The following is a 16,033-nucleotide window of genomic DNA, read 5'->3' as shown; positions in this document are numbered from 1 at the left end:
GCAGGGAGGAGAGGACCCTCGGAACCCTACTCGGTGGCGTACGCGCCACCCCAGACGACCTCGCGATAGCGGACGGGGTCGGTGTCGCCCTCGGTCGAGAAGAGCAGGACCTTGGAGTCGCGCCCGAGCTCCAGGACGTCGCGCAGCTCGGCGTAGTCGGGGTCGCTCATGATGGTCGAGATGACGCCCATGCCCACGGCCCCGGACTCGCCGGAGGTGACGGAGGGGTCTCCCTTCGTGGGGGCGGCAAGCATGCGCATGCCCTTCGCCGCGACCCAGTCGGGGCAGGAGAGGAAGGCGTCCGCGTGGTTGCGCAGGATGTCCCAGCCGATGGTGTTGGGCTCGCCGCAGGCGAGGCCGGCCATGATGGTCTGGAGGTCGCCGCCCACGATGCGGGGGTCGCCGTCGCCGGCGAGGGCGCCCTGGTACAGGCAGTCGGCCGCACCTGCCTCCATGATCACGAACTTGGGCGGGCAGCTGGGGAAGAGGTTGGCGAAGTAGCCCACCATGGCGCTGGCGAGGGAGCCGACGCCGGCCTGGACGAATACGTGGGTGGGACGGTTGACCTCGAGCTGGCGGAGCTGCTCGGCAGCCTCGGCGGCCATGGTGCCATAGCCCTGCATGATCCAGGACGGGATCTTCTCGTAGCCCTCCCAGGCGGTGTCCTGCACGATGACGCCATGCTCGGTCTCGGCCGCCTCCTTGGCGGCCAGGCGCACGCAGTCGTCGTAGTTGAGCTCCTCGATGGTGACCTTGGCGCCCTCCTTGGCGATGTTGTCGAAGCGCGTCTTGGTCGAGCCCTTGGGCATGTGCACGACGGACCTCTGGCCGAGCTTGTTGGCAGCCCAGGCGACGCCGCGGCCGTGGTTGCCATCGGTGGCGGTGAAGAAGGTGGCCTGGCCGAAGTCCTTCTGGAGCTGGTCGGAGGTGAGGTAGTCGAAGGTCATCTCGGAGACGTCGCGCCCGGTCTCGTCGGCGATGTAGCGGGCCATCGCGAAGGAGCCGCCCAGGACCTTGAACGCGTTGAGGCCGAAGCGGTAGCTCTCGTCCTTGACGAAGAGGTCGCCCAGGCCAAGGCGCTCGGCCATGCCCGCAAGGTTGGCAAGGGGGGTCACCGAGTACTGGGGGAAGCTCCCGTGGAAGGCGCGGGCCTTGGTGACGTTGTCGAGCGACATGACCGACAGGTTCACGTCCTCGCTCTTGGGCATCCCGTTGGCAACCCACTTGATCTTTGGCTCCATGCTGCGTCCCCTCCTGGACTTCCGTGACCCCGACACTTACATACTGTGCGCTTACCAAACTTTTTGTTTGGTACCAATAAATATAGGCCCTTTTCCGCGCTTGGCAAGGGGCTTCGCAAGGAGTACGCCGCAGGCGGCAGGCCGTTCGACGAACGGCCCCTCTGGGGCTTTGAACGTCGTTGTTCTCTTTGTCATATAACGCTTCCCATGCGCCGCTCCCGGGCGGCCAGCACGTAGGCAATCGACGAAAGGCTGAGCATGAGCATGAGCATGGGGTATAGCCCCATGCTCAACGAACACGCCACCATGGCCAGGAGGAGCACGGTCACCTTCGTGGCAACCGTGAGTCCCGTTCCCCTGGCGTCACCCTCGTCCACCCTACAGGGCACCGGCACGCTCGAAGTGCCTCTTCATGAGCGCCCTTCCGACGAGGCAGCCCAGGAAGCCCACGGCCATGGTGGCGAGCATGATGGCGACGACCCACGCGGGGTTGCCGTAGTACTTGAAGAAGGTGTCGGCATAGGACTGGTCCAGGCCACGCTCCAGCATGGTCTGCGACACGTACGCCTCCATGTTGCCCAGGTAGGGAATGAGCGTGGAGAGCAGGTACAGGCCGCTGAACGCCGTCCAGGCGGCGGTTATCCACCAGGGGTTCTGACGTTGCCGCGGCGTCCGCAGGCAGACGAGGTCGAGGAGCAGCCCGCCCAAGACATAGAAGGGCAGCATGAAGAGCATGTTGCCCATGGTGCAGAAGAGCAGCGCCGCGACGGTGGTGAAGACGGTGGTCACGCCGAGGCGGTTGACGCGACGCACCATGAGCATGTACACGGGCGCCGCGAGGAACACGGCCGCCCCGCCCGAGGCGACCATCGCGAAGTCGTAGGAGAACATGGTGAGCATCGACCCCACGAACATGATGACCACCGTGAGCGCGCTCAGCAGGGCCGCGGTCACGACCTCGCGGACCCCTACCCACGATTGGGCTCGGTGGCCTTCCCCTTCTCGTCTTCCTTCTCGCTTGACATTCGAACGCTCCCAAGAAGTTAGTTATCGTTAACTTATGAATCGTAACATAGGTTGGGTGAGAGTTGCCCGAGTCGATCCGAGCCTCCCGTGCCCACACGAGACGCACGCCTCGCGAGCAAGGGAACGGAAGCCCCCCCATCGGGTATCTTTAGTTGACTGATGCCAAGCGCCCCTGGGGGCGAGAAAGGGAGGGACGACATGCTCGAGGCAGACGAGGCCAGAAGGATCGCCGGCGAGGCGCAACCGGGACGCGAGCGCGCCGAGGCGGACACGCTGTCGGGCAACGCGCTCAAGTGGGCCATGAAGAACGCCATCGGCCAGACCGACACGCGCATACGCATGTACGCGACCTACGGCCGCAGGTCCCTGACGGTGAAGTTCGCACCGGGCGAGGGAGACGGCAGGGGCAGCGGCAACTCGTTCTACAACGACCTTCTGGCGAACAGCAACATGATCGTCGCAGACGCAATGAGCGACATCATCTACGGGCGGGAGCAGACGCTCATCAGCCCCATCCAGCAGGCGCGCCTTCTGAACGAGTACAACACGCAGCTGGTGCACTTCATCCGCACGCTGCGCCGCCTGGGCTACGACGTGAAGACCGGCACCGAGGCATCAGACGACGCCGAGGGAGGAAACGCCCACCGCGACGACAGCACGATCATCGTCAGCTGGTAGACCCACCAGGACTGGCTCCGGACGTCCAAGGAGAGAGGGGCGCCGCACGGCTTCGGTTCCGTGCGGCGCCCCTCCCATTTGCGGCCAAGACGAGGGAGGCCCGCGCCAGGGGAGCTGACACGGGCCTCTTGGTGCTTGCGTGGCCTAGCCTTGCGGCATGTCCTTAGGGGGGACTAGTCCTCGACCACGAGGGACTCGAACTGGAAGGTGTCGGTGTTCACCAGGCCGCGGTTGGTGAGACGCAGGCTGGGGATGCACGCGAGCGAGAGCAGGCCCATGGTCATGAAGGGCGAGGGCATGGTGCAGCCCATGCTCTTCCAGGCCTCCTCGACCTTCTCGACGTCCGCCGCCACGTCCTCGACGTGACGGGGGCTCATGAGGCCGCAGATGGGAAGCGCGACCTGGCCCAGGATCTTGCCGTCCTCGACCGCGCACTCGCCGCCGCCGCACTCGACCAGGGTCTTGGCCGCCAGGGCCATGTCGGCGTCGTTGTCGCCGACGACCAGCAGGTTGTGGGCGTCATGGGCGACGGTCTGCGCCAGGGCGCCGTGGATGCCGAAGCCCTTGACGAAGCCGTAGGCGAAGCTGCCGGTGTCGTGGTGGCGCTCGAAGACGAAGGCCTTGAGCAGGTCGTTCTGGGAGTCGGCCACGAGCTGGCCGTCCTTGATCGGGGCCTGGGCGAGGGTGCCCTCGGTGATGGTGGAGCCAGGGGCGACGACCATGGTGCGAACGGTCGCGGTGTCACCGGAAAGCGCGTTGCCCTTGGAGTCCACCGCGGGAATCTGGAAGGTTGCCTCGCTGATGTCGACCGCGACGTGCATGGTGTCGGTCATGAACTCGGGATACTGGTAGGAGCCGGCCTCGAAGAGCGCCTTGCCGTCCTCGGCCACGACCTCGCCGTCGATGATGGTGCGCGTGACGTGGAAGTCCTTGAGGTCGTCCAGGAAGACGATGTCGGCGCACTTGCCGGGGGTGACGGAGCCCATGTCGGTCCCCATCTGGAAGTAGGTGGCAGCGTTGATGGTCACCATCTGGATCGCGGTGATGGGGTCGATGCCCTCGCGCACGGCCATGCGCAGGATGCGGTCGAGGTGGCCGTCGGAGACGAGCGTGTTGGGGTGGTTGTCGTCCGAGACCAGGTTGCAGAGGCGCGTGTCGACCTTGCCGTCAGCCACGGCGGGAGCCAGGTCGTGGAGGTTCTGCCAGGCGGAACCCTCGCGAATCTGCGCGTACATGCCCAGACGCAGCTTGGCGAGCACGTCCTCGGCGCGGATGGACTCGTGGCAGGACGAGACGCCCGACGCGATGTATGCGTTGAGCCCGCGGTCGGTCTCGCAGACGCTGTAGTGCCCCGTGACGGTCGCACCGACCTTCAGGGTCTCGTTGACCTCCTCGATGGGGTTGTCGGCACACGCGAGGATGCCGGGATAGTTCATCATCTCGCCGAGGGCGACGACGGAATCCCAGCCCATGGTCTCCTTGATGCCCGCGGCGTCGACGGAGGCACCGGTGTCCTCGAAGCCCGGGACGGCGGGGACGCAGGACGGCGTGGTGATCATGGCCTTCAGGGGCACGCTCTTGGCGACCTTGGCTACCTCGGCCACGCCCTCAAGCCCGGTGACGTTGCAGAGCTCGTGGGGATCCCAGTAGATGCCGGTGGTGCCGTGGGGCACGACCGCGCGGGCGTACTCGTCGACGCCGACCATGGAACTCTCCACGTGGATGTGGCCGTCCATGAAGCCGGGGGCGACGTACTGTCCCTGGGCGTCGATGACCTTGGTGTTCTCGCCGATGCAGTGCTCGGCGGTGTACGGGGCGATGCCCACGTAGGCCACGCGGCCCGCCGCGATGGCGATGTCGGTGTCCTCGAGGATCTCGTGCGTGGTGACGCTGACGAGCTTGGCGTGACGGATCACGAGGTCAGCGGGCTCCTGGCCCTGTGCCACCTTGATGAGGGTGCGGTTGCACTCCCAGAGGGGCATCTTGCAGAACTTGTTGAGCATGGTGCGATCCCTTCTCTTTGACCGGCTGTTGCGAGGTCGCAGCCGCGACCAGACCTACACGAAGAAGTACTTGGCCACGAACAGGAGCGCTATCACATACATTGCCACACTGACCTTCTTCTGGCGCTCCTTTCCGCCGAGCGTGTTGATAACGACGTACGAGATGAAGCCCAGGGCCATGCCCTCGACGATGCTGTAGGTGAAGGGAATGGTGAAGAGGCAGATGAAGGCGGGCATGGCCTCGGACATGTCGGAGAAGTCGATGTTGAGCAGCGACGAGATCATGAGGAAGCCGACGATGACCAGGGCAGGAGCCGTGGCGAACGAGGGGATGGCCAGGAAGATGGGCGAGAGGAGCAGGGAAATCAGGAACATGATGCCGGTGACCAGCGAGGTGAGGCCGGTCTTGCCGCCGGCGGCGATGCCGGCCGCGCACTCGACGACGGAGGTGGTGGCGGAGGTGCCGGTGACGGCTGCGGTCAGGACGCCCACGGACTGGGCGACGAGGGCGTTCTTGAAGCGCGGGAACTTGCCGTCTTCCTGGAGTACGCCGGCCTTGGAGGCGGACCCCACGAGGGCGCCGAAGGTCTCGGAGATGTTGGTGAAGAGGTAGGCGATGACCACGGTGGCGAAGCCGACGCTAAAGACCTGCGAGAAGTCCATCTTCATGAAGGTGGGAGCCATGGAAGGGACAGAGAGGCCGCGGGAGAAGTCGGGGATCAGGCTGCCGTAGCCGGCCGCGGGGTCGGGGACGTAGACGCCCGCCAGCTGGCAGACGAGGCCGAGCGCCCAGGTGATGAGGATGCCGAGAAGGATGTTGCCCTTGACGTTGTGGATCATGAGGAGCGCGGTGATGACGATGCCCACGAGGCCCAGGAGCGCGGAGATGCCGCCGGTGGCGAAGCTGCCGTCCTGCATGCTGCTGTGGAAGGGGAAGATGGTGATGAGCGTGGAGGGACTGTCCACCACGATGCCGGCGTTCTTGAGACCGATGAGGGTGATGAAGAGGCCGATGCCCGCCGTGATGGCGAACTTGAGGCTCAACGGGATGGCGTCCAGGACGACCTCACGGATGTTGGTGAGGGCGATGACCAGGAAGATGAGGCCCTCGACGAAGAACGCCGCGAGCGCGACCTCCCAGGTGTAGCCCATGCTCAGCACGACCGTATAGATCATGAAGGCGTTGAGTCCCATTCCCGGGGCGAGGATGAAGGGATAGTTGGTGGAGAGGGCCATGAGGCAGGTGCCGAAGGCGGCGGTGACTGCCGTGGCGGTGAAGACCGCGCCGGGGTCCATCCCGCCGTCACCCAGGATGGAGGGGTTGACGACGAGGATGTAGGCGATGGTGACGAAGGTGGTGATGCCTGCGATTATCTCCGTCTGGATGTTGGTTCCGTGCTCTTCCAGGTGGAAGAACGACTGAATCTTGTCCTTCATGAGCGAGCGATCCTTTCTTGGCGAGTTTGCAAGAGTGTCCCTAGAGGGCGGCCAAAGTCGCCTCCTCTCAGCCCTGACGTGGCGCGGAGCCATAACTTCTATGAGTGGAACCAGACCACGCCCTGGCGTGGTCCAAACATGGGGGGCCGTCGTGACTCTTGGTCCCCTACCTGTTTTTGCGAGGGATGGTGCCTGACTGGCGGTGCGGCGGGACGGCCGCCGCACCGCGCTGGTCGACTAGGCGGTGGTCGTCTCGTCTGCCCCCACGCGCTCGTGGCAGAACTCGACGGCCTTCTCCACCGCGTTCATGACGTCCTGGTAGCCCGTGCAGCGGCAGAGGTGGCCCGAGAGCTGCTTGCGCAGCTCGTCCCTGGTGTAGGTCTTGCCGGAGTTTGCTATCTCGACCGTGCTCATGATGAGCCCGGGAATGCAGAAGCCGCACTGGACGGCGAACTCGTCCACGAAGGCCTGCTGGACGGGGTGGAGCGTGCCGTCGGCCGCCTGGAGGCCCTCGACGGTCAGGATCTCCTTGCCCTGCGCCCAGTCGGTGAGGTAGAGGCAGGTGTCGGTGGCGACGCCGTCGATCAGGACGGTGCAGGCGCCGCACTCGCCGACCTCGCAGCCACGCTTGACGCTGGTGAGGTGCAGGCGGTTGCGCAGGGTGTCGAGCAGGGACTCGCGGGGGTCATAGCCCACCTGGACTTCCTTGCCGTTGACCTTGCACTTCAGGATTCTCATGTCCATTAGATATCTGCCCCTCCCTTGCGCGCGGCCTCTGCGAGGGAGCGCTTCGCCATCTCCTTGATGAGCTGGAGCCTGAACTCCTTGGAGGCGCGCCAGCTGTCGCGGGGGTTGGTGTCTGCCTGAGCCAGCTCGCCGATCTTCTCGACGGCCTCGGCGACGGGAAGCCCGCGCACGCCGTCCTCGGCCTTCTGTGCCCTCATGGGCGTGGGGCCCGCCCCGCCGAAGGCGAGGCGGATGTCGTCGACGGTCTTCTTGTCGGCCGAGAGCTTGACCAGGCAGCAGCAGCCCATGGTCGCAATCTCGAGCGCGCGACGCTTGCCGTATTTGAAGTAGTGACCGGTGAAGCCCTCATAGTGGTCCTTGGGAATGCGAATCTTGACGAGGACCTCGTCGCGGTCCTTGGTGGAGCGGCCGGGTCCGGCGTACCACTCCTCGATGGGGATGGTGCGCTCCCCCTTGGGACCCCTCACGTCGAGAAGGGCGCCGTAGGCATAGAGGGTCGACGCGGAGTCGGCCGAGGTGGCGGCGTTGCAGACGTTGCCACCGATGGTGCCGGACACGCGCAGCTGGGGGCCACCGGGGGTGTCACAGGCGTCGCCCAGCGTGGGGACGGTCGCCTGGATCACGGGGCTCGTGGTCACGTGGTGGAACCAGGTGATGGGGCCGATCTCAACGGTGCCGTCCTCGGCGAGGGTGACGCCGTCGAGCTCGTCGTGAAGCTCGTGGATCGAGACGAGGTGGGCGCCCGCGAACTTGCCCTCGCGCACCTTCACGAGGACGTCGGTGCCGCCGGCGACGACGATGGCCTGTGGGTCCTCCGCGAGGGCGTGGACTGCGTCGTCCACGCTGGTCGCGCAGTGGAGCGATTCGATGTCATACATTAGATGAGACCCTCCTTCTTGAATCCCTCGAAGAGGCGCTGAGGGGTCATCGGCTCCTGGTAGAACTTGACGCCGGTTGCATCCAGGATGGCGTCGCGAATCGCAGCCGCAGGCGAGATGACGGGCGTCTCTCCCACTGCCTTGTTGCCGTAGGGACCGGTGGGGTCGTCGGTCTCGACGAACTGCGCCTCGAGGTCGGGCACGTCCATCGTGGTCGGAATCTTGTAGTCGAGCAGCGTGGGGTTGAGCACGCGTGCCGTCTTGGGGTCGACCTGCACCTCCTCGTAGAGGGCGAACCCGATGGACTGGGCCATGCCGCCGTGCACCTGCTGCTCGACGAGCTTGGGGTTGATGAGGCGACCGGAGTCCTGGACGTTGATGATCTTGTTGACCGTGACCTTGCCCAGGGGCATGTCTACGGTGACGTCGGCGAAACTGCAGCCCACGGCGATCGTGTTGGTGTGCACGTTGGCGGTGGAGCGGGCGTAGAGCTGGTCGTTGTGGTCGGTGTTGTAGTAGGCCTCAAGGGCGAGCTCGGAGAGGTCCACCACCTTGTTGCCCACGCAGTCCCAGATGGCATGGTCGCGCAGGGAGAACTCGCCCTGGGCGCCCGGGAAGAGGTAGTGGGCGTAGTCGATGATCTGCTTGTGCAGCTTCTCTCCGGCCTGCTTGACGGCGGTGCCGGACACGTAGGTCTGGCGGGAGGCGTAGGCGCCTGCGTCATAGGGCGTTACGTCGGTGTCCTGGAACGAGACGATGTGGACGTCCTCGGTGTCGACGCCGAGGGCCTCGGCCGCCATCTGCGAGAAGACGGTGTCGGCACCCTGGCCAATCTCGGTGGCGCCCATCTGGAGCTGGAAGCTGCCGTCCTGGTTCAGCGTGATCGCGGCCGTCGCGGTCTCGAGCGCGAAGGGCGCGACGGCGGTCTTGTACACGAAGAAGGAGACGCCCACGCCGTGGCGGATGGGACCGGTCTCGTTGGCGTACTCGGCCTTCTTCTTGTCCCACTCGATGTACGCCTTGCCCTTCTCGACGCACTCGGGAAGGCCGCAGGTGTGGGCGGCGATGTAGTTGCTAGGGCTGAACTCGTCGTAGTAGCCCTCGTAGATGGCGTTCTTCAGACGGAAGTCGACACCGTCCCAGCCCATGTCGTGGGCGATGTCGCCCATGAGGCACTCGGCCGCCCAGTTGCCCTCGGGCACGCCATAGGCGCGCATGGCACCGGTGTGCGGGCCGTTGGTGTGGATGGTCCATGCCTCGCAGCGAATCGCGTCCTCCTGCTTGTGGTACAGCCAGCGGAAGGTGTTGACGGAGTTGAGCACCAGGGCATGGCCGTGGTGGATGTAGCCGCCGGTGTTGGACCAGGCCTTGATGGAGCGGACACGGAGGTTCATGTCGTCGTCGACGGCGGCCTCGACGTCGAAGCTCTTGGGCTGACGGCCGCTGGTGGCGTAGAAGAGCTCCTCTCGGCTGAGCTCGAGGCGGACGGGACGGCCGCCGACCTGCTTGCAAAGCCAGGCGTTGAGGGGCTCGTAGTGGATGTCCTGCTTGGTGCCGAAGCCGCCGCCGATGTAGGGCTTGATGACGCGGACGTCGCCCCAGGGGATGCCCAGGGCCTGGCCGATGACGCGGCGGCAGATGTGTGGGATCTGGGTGGACGAGACGCAGACGATCTTGCCGTTCTCCTCGTAGCAGTAGGAGGTACAGGTCTCGATGTGCACCTGGGACTGCTCGCCCGTCTCCATGTGGAGCTTGTAATGGTGGTACTTGGGGTCGCTGACGGCATCCTCGACGGAGGAGTAGCCCAACTTGGCGAGCTTCTCGTCGTCGGTCTTGGCGAGGGTGTGGGCCACGATGTTGTCGGGCTTGCCCTCCTGGACGGGATGCTCGGTGCCCTTCATCGACTCGATGGGGTCGTAGACGACGGGGTACTCCTCGTACTCGACCTTGATCTTCGCCAGGGCGCGGTCGCAGGCGACGGTGTCCTCGGCGACGACGGCAGCGATGTTGTCGCCATAGATACGCACGCGCGAGTCAAGGAGCTTGCGGTCCATGATGTCGCGCTTTTCCTTTTTGGACTCGGCGTACCAGGGGTGTCCTGCCACGGGGTACGGATGGTCGGGCACGTCAAAGCAGGTGTAGACACCCACCACTCCCGGAACCTTCTGAGCTTCGCTGATGTCGATGGACTTCACGACGCCGTTGCCGATGGTCGAATGCAGGATTCGAGCCTCCAGGCAGGGCTTCGGGCAGAGGTCGTCCGTGTACATGGCACGTCCGGTGACCTTGTCGTACGCGTCGACGCGCACCAGAGGCCTGCCGACCTCCTTCAACTTCTCCATGGTTCACCCCTTCGCTTGGTCTCCCACGCAACCGGGCGTTCCCTCCCTGCCCGGCTTCCCTCTCTCCGCGCTCCCCAGACTTCGAGGGGCGTAACTCCCTATGCTACAAAAGCCAGGTTCCGGCGCTGCCGTGTTCCTGACCAGAAGTGCCGAAGCTCGCGTTGGGATGTCGTGGGCGCAACCCTCCCCTGCGTCCGTCCCCCCTGCCTCCAAGGTGACGTTTACTGCCGCAAATCAGCCATTGTTTAGCCCTCCCCCACCTCGTTAGCAACTTCCATGCTATCAGTGCCTGCGCCTTACGCTTTTTCTCGGCTGCCGCATACGGTACGAAAGGCGCGGCAAATGGCAAAAAGTTTGTTTGCCTACCTATTTTTTTCGTTATGTTTTTTTATATATAACGCCTCGCTTGCATGACCATGTCCTTTGCAATTGTTTAGATGGATAAGAGAGAAGCTTAGAAAGGGGCGGTGGCACCCCGCAAGGTACCACCGCCTCGGCAGCGCGGATCGCGAACGGCCGAAGGGCTAGAGCGTGGACCTCACAGCCTCGATCTCGGCCTCGGTGAGGAAGCTTCCCCCGGAGATGAGCTTGACGTAGTCCCCGATCTTGTCCTGGACGTCGGCGGGAACCTTGTCGGAGAACTTGCCCAGCGAGATGCCCCCGTTTGACATGTCTGCGGAGATGGTCCTGCCGGAGCCGAACTCGCCCTTCTCGATCTCGTCCATGGCCTGGTCGATCTTCCAGTCGATGACGGTGGAGGTGATGACCGTGGCCTGGCCCTCCCCCGCGATGTCGATGGGCTGGGCGATGTCGAAGTGGGTGTCGGCCCCCGCCTCCTCCAGCGCCTGGCGGGCACCATTGTCGACCGCCGAGGCGTCGCCCCACATGACGTCGACGTCGTTGGCAGCGATCCAGTTCTCGGTCAGGCGCGCGCCCAGGGAGGCGTCGGTGAAGCCGGCCTCGAAGTTGTAGTGGCCCTCGACGCCAGGGGTGACCTTCTGGGCAGCCGCGAGGTAGGCCGCGTACTTGGTGAGGGTCGTGGGCAGCTTGGCGCCGCCGATGAAGCCGATGCTCTTCGTCTTGGTCATGAGGCCTGCCACCACGCCGGCAAGCGCCCCCGACTGGCTGAGGTCGGTGAGCACCGTCTCGAGGTTGTCGAGGGTCTGGTAGTCGGCCAGGTCGACGGCTGGGTCGGTGTTGGTGATGAGGAAGTGGACCTTGGGGTGCGACTCCGCCGCCTCCGCCACGACCTCGGCCCAGACCGATGCGAACTCGTTGCCGGCGCCCACGATGAGGTCGACGTCCTGGTCGACGTAGCTCTGCGCGGCATCCGCCGCGTCGGCGTCCGCCACGCTCTCCTTGGGCTCGAGCATCTCCCACTTGGGGTGGGACTCGATGGCGCGCTTCAGGGACTCGTAGTGGCCCTGGCCCCAGCCGCCGTCGTTCTTTGGGCTGCTGATGACCATCGCCACGCGCTTGGGCTGGCCATCTTCGCCCGTTCCGGGATCGGCGCTGCCGCCGGAGCCGCATCCCGCGAGCAGCCCTGCGGCGAGAGCTGCGGACCCAGCCCCAAGGGCCAGGGCCTCGCGCCTGCTCGGCATTGCCTTGCGAAGTCCAAGAATGCCACTCATTGACTAGCTTCCCTTCTCCTCAAAGACCAACCGGTTCTTGCATTCGTCTCTCGTCCGACGCCTGGCGAGAGCCACCGCCGACCTCAGTCCCAGTAGCCCCGGTGGACGTCCGCGGCCTCCTGTTCGAGTTCCTCGAAGGGTCCGACGACCTCGATGTCCTTCTGACCCGCCGCAAACACCTGCCGGCAGGGCAGGTCGAAGGTGGGATTCTGCTCGTTCGCGCCCGTGAGACGCAGCAGCGACCGCTCGGTCATCGCGTAGACGACCCTGCCCACGCCCGCCCAGTAGATGGCGCCGGAGCACATGGCGCAGGGCTCTGCCGAGGTGTAGAGCGAGCAGTCCGCGAGATAGGGCTTGTCGAACATCTGCGAGGCGCGGTCGACCAGCTGGGTCTCGGCGTGCCCGGTGCAGCGGTGTGTGTCGATCTCGATGTTCTCCTGCTCGAGCAGCACCTCCCCGTCCGGGGAGACCAGGATCGCCCCGAAGGGGGTGTTGCCGTGCTCGCGCGACCGGCGCGAGACCTCGATGCACCTCCTCAGCAGTGCGACGTCCTCCTCGTGGGTGAAGTCCTTCCTTGCCATGCGACCTCCCGTCCGCGCGACGGGCATCCCCGCCGCCTGAAAAGTGCGGCGCCGGGGTGCCCGCTGGACATCCCGGCGCCGCTTTGGGGCGTCTTGGCGCCTGTGCGCCTTGACCTAGAGGGTGGAGGCGATGGCCTCGACCTCTGCGTCGGTCACGAAGGAGTCGCTCTTGATCTGCTCGGCGAGCTCCTTGATCTTGGCCTGGACGTCCTCAGGGACCTTGTCCGAGAACTTGCCCAGCGAGATGCCGCCGTTGGACATGTCGGCGGTGATGACCTTGCCGTCGCCGAACTCGCCCTTCTCGATCTCGTCCATGGCCTGGTCGATCTTCCAGTCGGTGACGGTGGAGGTCACGACGGTGGGCTGGTCGGCACCGGCGATGTCGATGGGCTGGGCGATGTCGAAGTGGGTGTCGGCACCGGCAGACTCGAGGGCCTGGCGCGAGCCGTTGTCGACTGCGGAAGCGTCGCCCCACATGACGTCGACGTTGTTGGTGCTGATCCAGTTCTCGGTCAGCTTGGTGCCCAGGGAGGCGTCGGTGAAGCCGGCCTCGAAGTTGTACTGGCCCTTGATCTCGGGGTTGATCTTCTGGGCGGCGGCCAGGTAGGCGGCGTACTTGGCCTCGGTGGAGGGGAGCTTCATGCCACCGATGAAGCCGATGCTGTTGGTCTTGGTCATGAGGCCGGCGACGACGCCCGCGAGGGCGCCGGTCTGCTTGAAGTTGGGCAGCACCGTCTCCACCTTGGCGAGGGACTTGTAGTCGGCCATCTCGGAGGTGGGGTTGGTGTTGGTGATGAGGAAGTGGACCTTGTCGTTGCCCTCCGCGTCGGCGACGACCTCGGCCCAGTCGGAGGCGAACTGGTTTCCGTTGCCGATGATGAGGTCGACGCCCTGGTCGACGTAGCTCTGGGCGGCGGTGGCGGCATCGGCGTCGGGCGTGTTCTCCTTGGGCTCGAGCATCTCCCACTTGGGGTGGGACTCGATGGCGCGCTTCAGGGACTCGTAGTGGCCCTGGTCCCAGCCGCCGTCGGTGATGGTGCCGGACATGATCATGGCGACCTTGTAACTGCCCTCGGAGGAATCCCCGCCCGCTGCCTTGTCGTCGCTGCCGCTTCCGCCGCTGCAGCCGGCGAGGGCGACCGTGGCCGCGGATCCGAGGCCCAGCGCGATGGCCTGACGCCTGTTAAGCATGAAGTTGAACTTGGACTCGCTCATGGTAGTTCCCTTTCTAAGAAGACATTCCTGCCACTGACACATGCGAAGAACTTCCAACCTCGTGTCTCTGTGCTGTGCCCACTCCCTTCGACTCGATGGCCAAAAGGCCCAGAGTTTATATCCCATTCTTGCACGCTGAACGGTGCTTTTGTAAATCGCGCTGCCCAGCGGGCGTTGCCCGGGCGGCAGCGGACTAACGCGACTCGCGGTAGTAGGGCTGGCCGTTCGCCTTGGGCCCGGCGTGCCTGGAACCGAAGAAGATCAGGGCGATGATCGTGAAGATGTACGGGATCATCTTGAAGAACATGACGGGCGCGGCGTTGAACTGGGCCTGCAGGGCGACGTTGAGCCCGTCGAAGAAGCCGAAGAGCAGGCTCGCGGCCATGATGCCCACGGCGCTCCAACGACCAAAGATGACCGTCGCCAGCGCGATGAAGCCGCGGCCCATGACGATGCCGTCGATGTAGATCGGGGTCATGCAGACCGAGAGGAACGCCCCGCCCATGCCAGCCAGCGCGCCGCAGGCGACGCAGGCCACGAACTTGATGCGGATGACGTTGATGCCCAGGGTCTCTGCAGCCTGGGGGTTCTCGCCCACCGAGCGGAACGAGAGGCCGCCACGGAAGCTCTTGAAGAAGTAGGTCACGAGGGGCACCAGGATGAAGGCGAGATAGGCAAGGAGCTGCTGACCGAAGACCGGCCCACCTATGTAGGGTATCGCGCTCAGCCCCGGGATCTGGATCCTCTCCATGATGACGCCGGTGGCGTTGGCGGAGTTGGATCCGACGAACATGTTGTAGCCGAAGAGCGCCAGGGCGGGCGCAAGGATGTTGATGGCCATGCCCACGACCACCTGGTCGACGCAGAGCGTGACGGTGCAGAAGGCGTAGATCATGTTGATGGCGATGCCGGCGACGATGGCGGCGCAGACGCCGAGCCAGAGGTTGCCCGTCATCTTGCCCACGGCGAAGGCGACGAAGGCGCCCACGGCCATGATGCCCTCGAGGCCGATGTTGACCAAGCCGGCGCGCTCGGAGAAGAGCTCGCCCAGGGCGGCCAGGAGGATGGGCACGGCACTCAGGGTCGTGGCGTTGAGGATCGTGGGCAGTGAGGTCATGAAGAAGTCCATTACGCCGTCACCTCCGCTTTCTTGTCGGTGGCGACCTCAGGCTCGTTCGCGCCCTGCTTGGGTCCACGGGAGCTGAAGAACGCAATGATCTTGGGGAGCTTGACGATGGCCATGCCGGCGACGGCGAAGATGATTATCAGGCCGCGGATGATGTCGACGATGGCGGTGGGGACGCCGATGACGCTCTGCATCATGGTGCCGCCCGTGTTGAGGATGCCGAAGAGGATGGCGACCAGCATGGCAGCTATGGGGTTGAGCTGCGAGATGAGGGCGATGGCCACGCCGTCGAAGCCGAAGCCCGCACCGAAGCCCGCCGCCAGGCGGTAGGGGGTCTTGCCCAGGAGCTCGACGGCGCCGCCCATTCCGGCGATGGCGCCCGAGATGACGAAGGCGAGAAGGACGAGCCTGTTCACCGGGAAGCCGCTCACGCGCGAGGCGATGGGGTTCATGCCCACGGCGCGAATCTTGAAGCCGAAGGAGGTGCGGAAGATCAGGTACCACAGGAAGAGGCCCAGGAGGACGGCAAGGATGACGCCCACGTGCATGCCGCCGATGCCGGGCAGGCGCGCGGCGTTGGGCATGGCGAGGGTCTTGGGAAGGCCGTTATCCGAGAGGAGGTTCTTGAAGACGTACTCCATGAAGTACATGGCGACGTAGTTGAGCATGATCGTGGTGATCATCTCGTTGAGGCCGCGCGTGATCTTCATGATGCCGGGAAGCAGGCCCCAGAGGCCGCCCACGACGATGCCGGCGGTGAGGCCGCAGAGCATGCCGACGGGGCCGTCGAGGCCAAGGCCCAGGACGACGGTGGCGGCGGCGCAGCCACCCATGATGAACTGGCCCTCTCCGCCGAGGTTGAAGACGCCGCACTTGTAGGCGAACACGGCGCAGAGGCCGGTGAAGATCAGCGGGCAGGAGCGCTCCAGGGTCTTGGCGACCTTGGAGAGGGAGCCCAGGGAGCCCTGGAGCATGGCGGCGTAACCCTGAACGGGGCTCTTGCCGAGGCACGCGATGATGATGGCTCCCACGATGAGCGCGAGGAGGACCGAGACGACGGGGGTGAGCGTCGTCAGCAGCTTCTCGCGGCTGTTGTCAGAGCTAGAGCTCTTTGCCATTGTTCCTCCC

14 protein-coding genes are annotated in these 16,033 nt (G+C 65.1%); 1 reads left to right on the top strand and 13 read right to left on the bottom strand.

Annotation, left to right across the window (positions count from 1 at the left end; all coding sequences use genetic code 11):
• Positions 1-26: 26 nt before the first annotated feature.
• The 3 genes from dpaL to ACMPH2_RS08515 form a co-directional block, all read right to left on the bottom strand.
• A complete protein-coding gene (gene dpaL, locus ACMPH2_RS08525) occupies positions 27-1,241 on the bottom strand; it encodes a diaminopropionate ammonia-lyase (protein WP_417119207.1) in 1,215 nt (404 codons plus the stop codon).
• Between the two features lie 191 nt (positions 1,242-1,432).
• Positions 1,433-1,636 carry a hypothetical protein gene (locus tag ACMPH2_RS08520; RefSeq protein ID WP_417119206.1) on the bottom strand — a complete coding sequence of 68 codons (204 nt, stop codon included), beginning with the start codon at positions 1,634-1,636 and terminating at the stop codon, positions 1,433-1,435.
• Positions 1,620-2,195, bottom strand: a complete 576-nt coding sequence (locus ACMPH2_RS08515; RefSeq protein ID WP_417119205.1) for an MptD family putative ECF transporter S component — start codon at positions 2,193-2,195, stop codon at positions 1,620-1,622. Before ACMPH2_RS08515 ends, ACMPH2_RS08520 begins: the two co-directional genes overlap by 17 nt.
• Positions 2,196-2,465: 270 nt before the next feature.
• On the opposite strand from ACMPH2_RS08515, the gene ACMPH2_RS08510 reads away from it, so the two are divergent.
• Positions 2,466-2,945 (top strand): hypothetical protein, encoded by a 480-nt coding sequence (locus ACMPH2_RS08510; RefSeq protein ID WP_314638810.1) that lies wholly within the window; start codon positions 2,466-2,468, stop codon positions 2,943-2,945.
• 173 nt (positions 2,946-3,118) lie between these two features.
• Here the strand turns inward: ACMPH2_RS08510 and ade are convergent, their stop codons facing one another.
• From ade to ACMPH2_RS08460, 10 genes are all read right to left on the bottom strand, one after another.
• Positions 3,119-4,948, bottom strand: a complete 1,830-nt coding sequence (gene ade, locus ACMPH2_RS08505) for an adenine deaminase (protein WP_417119204.1) — start codon at positions 4,946-4,948, stop codon at positions 3,119-3,121.
• A gap of 54 nt (positions 4,949-5,002) precedes the next feature.
• On the bottom strand, positions 5,003-6,385 hold the full coding sequence (locus tag ACMPH2_RS08500) for an NCS2 family permease (protein WP_009277985.1): 1,383 nt from the start codon (positions 6,383-6,385) through the stop codon (positions 5,003-5,005).
• Between the two features lie 237 nt (positions 6,386-6,622).
• Entirely contained in the window at positions 6,623-7,129 is a 507-nt protein-coding gene (gene xdhC, locus ACMPH2_RS08495; protein ID WP_009277986.1) for a xanthine dehydrogenase subunit XdhC, read from the bottom strand.
• On the bottom strand, positions 7,129-8,010 hold the full coding sequence (gene xdhB, locus ACMPH2_RS08490; RefSeq protein ID WP_417119203.1) for a xanthine dehydrogenase subunit XdhB: 882 nt from the start codon (positions 8,008-8,010) through the stop codon (positions 7,129-7,131). Before xdhB ends, xdhC begins: the two co-directional genes overlap by 1 nt.
• Positions 8,010-10,352, bottom strand: coding sequence for a xanthine dehydrogenase subunit XdhA (gene xdhA / locus ACMPH2_RS08485; RefSeq protein WP_417119202.1), 2,343 nt, complete (start codon positions 10,350-10,352; stop codon positions 8,010-8,012). The genes xdhB and xdhA overlap by 1 nt, the downstream gene beginning before the upstream one ends.
• 524 nt (positions 10,353-10,876) lie before the next feature.
• The gene (locus ACMPH2_RS08480; RefSeq protein ID WP_417119201.1) at positions 10,877-11,983 is read right to left on the bottom strand and encodes a BMP family lipoprotein; all 1,107 of its coding nucleotides are present in this window, start codon (positions 11,981-11,983) and stop codon (positions 10,877-10,879) included.
• Positions 11,984-12,066: 83 nt separating this feature from the next.
• Positions 12,067-12,564, bottom strand: a complete 498-nt coding sequence (locus ACMPH2_RS08475; protein WP_303133115.1) for a nucleoside deaminase — start codon at positions 12,562-12,564, stop codon at positions 12,067-12,069.
• Positions 12,565-12,678: 114 nt separating this feature from the next.
• Complete coding sequence (locus tag ACMPH2_RS08470) at positions 12,679-13,779, bottom strand: BMP family lipoprotein (protein ID WP_072499785.1); 1,101 nt, start codon at positions 13,777-13,779, stop codon at positions 12,679-12,681.
• Positions 13,780-13,972: 193 nt separating this feature from the next.
• Complete coding sequence (locus ACMPH2_RS08465; protein ID WP_009277992.1) at positions 13,973-14,908, bottom strand: ABC transporter permease; 936 nt, start codon at positions 14,906-14,908, stop codon at positions 13,973-13,975.
• Positions 14,908-16,023, bottom strand: coding sequence for an ABC transporter permease (locus ACMPH2_RS08460; protein WP_072499784.1), 1,116 nt, complete (start codon positions 16,021-16,023; stop codon positions 14,908-14,910). The genes ACMPH2_RS08465 and ACMPH2_RS08460 overlap by 1 nt, the downstream gene beginning before the upstream one ends.
• Positions 16,024-16,033 lie beyond the last annotated feature (10 nt).

Source organism: Olsenella phocaeensis (genome assembly GCF_048189965.1).
In the GTDB taxonomy this organism is placed as follows: Bacteria; Actinomycetota; Coriobacteriia; order Coriobacteriales; family Atopobiaceae; genus Olsenella_I; species Olsenella_I phocaeensis.
Note: the sequence above shows the minus strand (reverse complement) of the source record. Positions and strands in the feature narration are given on the sequence as shown.